Origin of the sequence: Candidatus Nitrosotalea sp. FS (assembly GCF_011319475.1) — an archaeon.
Taxonomy (GTDB): domain Archaea; phylum Thermoproteota; class Nitrososphaeria; order Nitrososphaerales; family Nitrosopumilaceae; genus Nitrosotalea.
The window spans coordinates 1-1,870 of record NZ_RCMC01000302.1 but is presented as its reverse complement, the minus strand read 5'-3'; the positions used below and the strand labels follow the sequence as shown (position 1 = coordinate 1,870).

4 protein-coding genes are annotated in these 1,870 nt (G+C 39.6%); all 4 read right to left on the bottom strand.

Features of this window, described 5'->3' with window-relative positions:
* On the bottom strand, window positions 1-185 hold a 185-nt coding region (locus DYY66_RS15180), incomplete at its 3' end, for an alcohol dehydrogenase catalytic domain-containing protein (RefSeq protein WP_255496481.1).
* A gap of 97 nt (window positions 186-282) precedes the next feature.
* Window positions 283-678, bottom strand: coding sequence for a helix-turn-helix domain-containing protein (locus DYY66_RS12260; protein WP_166289901.1), 396 nt, complete (start codon window positions 676-678; stop codon window positions 283-285).
* Between the two features lie 81 nt (window positions 679-759).
* Window positions 760-1,686 carry a pirin family protein gene (locus DYY66_RS12255; RefSeq protein WP_166289898.1) on the bottom strand — a complete coding sequence of 309 codons (927 nt, stop codon included), beginning with the start codon at window positions 1,684-1,686 and terminating at the stop codon, window positions 760-762.
* Window positions 1,687-1,754: 68 nt separating this feature from the next.
* On the bottom strand, window positions 1,755-1,870 hold a 116-nt coding region (locus DYY66_RS12250), incomplete at both ends, for a pirin family protein (RefSeq protein ID WP_166289910.1).

Sequence of the window (1,870 nt, the reverse complement as noted above, 5' to 3'; positions counted from 1 at the left end):
TGTCCTGGAACCATTGGAAACATGGATCCACCCCACTCGTCACCAACTTGGTGAATATCAGTGTGACATATTCCGCAATATTGTATGTCAACTACGATGTCATTTTCTCCTGGCTCTCGTCTTTCAAATGAAAACGGTGCCAATGTTGCCTTGGCGTTTTGTGCTGCATATCCTTTTACTTTCATGATATAATCCGATGATGATATTGTATCTTGATTCTATTTAATTATTGACAGCTGAGGCTAGGCCAACAGGAAAAGATGTTTCTATAGAATCTCATGGTTATTTTCTTGGTGCCATTCTTGTGCTATTGACAGTACCTGTCTTTCTGGATCTTTCCTTTCTCCATTTGATAACCCATTCATCCAGGGATTCCAAAATCTTTCCAAGGTCTCTTGCCTGTTTAGTTAGACTGTACTCTACACGTAGTGGAACTTGGGCATAGATCTTTTTTGTAATTAGGCCTTGTTCTTCAAGATCACGTAATCGGTCAGATAATACGGTGTTGCTTATCTGTGGTATGGCTTTTTTAATTTCATTAAATCGTGTTACTTCGTTTTCAGCAAGTTTTTTCAAAATCAACAGTGCCCAAGTCTTTCCAAGAATACTCCATATCTCATCAGCTTGGCATTCTATTTTACTGCGGGTCCTGTTCTCTTTTTCCCATTCTGTTTCCATATCTAGTAACAAAACTATATCTAATTATAAAAAGTGGTTCGTGGGAAGGCAATTTGGCTTTTAGGCACAACTACAACTGTTTTAAAAGTCAATTTTGCCCATTCTTCCACTGTTGTAATCTAGTATGGCTTGTTCGATCTCTTCTTCGGTATTCATGACAAATGGTCCATAGCGAGCAACTGGTTCTCCAAGTGGAACACCTGCAATCAACAGCACGTCCAAAGGTGATGTTGCATTATCAGGTACTTTGATAGTTATCTTGTCTCCATCTTGTTTAAAGAGAACAGCCTGTTCCTTGTATGCCGATTTTTGTTTGTCACCAAACAAACCCTCTCCATTTACAACATATGCAAATGCATTGTAGTTTTGTGGAACCGTCTGTGTCACTTTGACTCCCGGTTGCAGAGTAAAGTGAAGATACATGATCGGAGTTCTTGTTTCAATTGCTGCTTGTTTTCCCATTGATTCGCCTGCAATTATTTTTACCTTGACTTTGTCATTTTGTACTATTGGTATTTTGTTTGCAGGTAGATCCTGATAGCACGGTTTCATCATCTTGTCTTTTTTTGGCAAGTTGACCCACAACTGAAATCCATGTAGTGTGCCGCCTTTTTGTGAAAATTCTTTTTCCGGCATCTCAGAATGGATTACGCCAGAACCTGCTGTCATCCATTGTACATCTCCAGCTCTTATCTTTCCTGAATGCCCCTCCGAGTCCTTGTGCTCAAAAACGCCGTCAATCATGTATGTGACAGTCTCAAATCCTCGATGAGGATGATCTGGTGCACCTTTTGCTTCTCCTGCAGACAAGGTGATTGGTCCCATTTCATCCAACAAAAGAAATGGATCAAACTCTCTTAGGCCATGATTTGGAAATGATCTGTGTACCAAAAATCCCTCACCTTCTAGTGTTGTTTTGGCAGTGATTATTTGTGATATGGAACGATTCTTTGCGTTGTCTGTTTCGCTTCTTACTAGATCTCGGTTGTTTATTGTGTCTTGTTTCATGGTATAGTATACACAGTATTTTATTTAAAGTAAGTAGTAATTACCTACTTAGTAGGATATATTAACCNAAACGCCGTCAATCATGTATGTGACAGTCTCAAATCCTCGGTGCGGGTGATCTGGTGCGCCTTTTGCTTCTCCTCCAGACAAAATAATTGGTCCCATTTCATCCAACAAAAGAAAT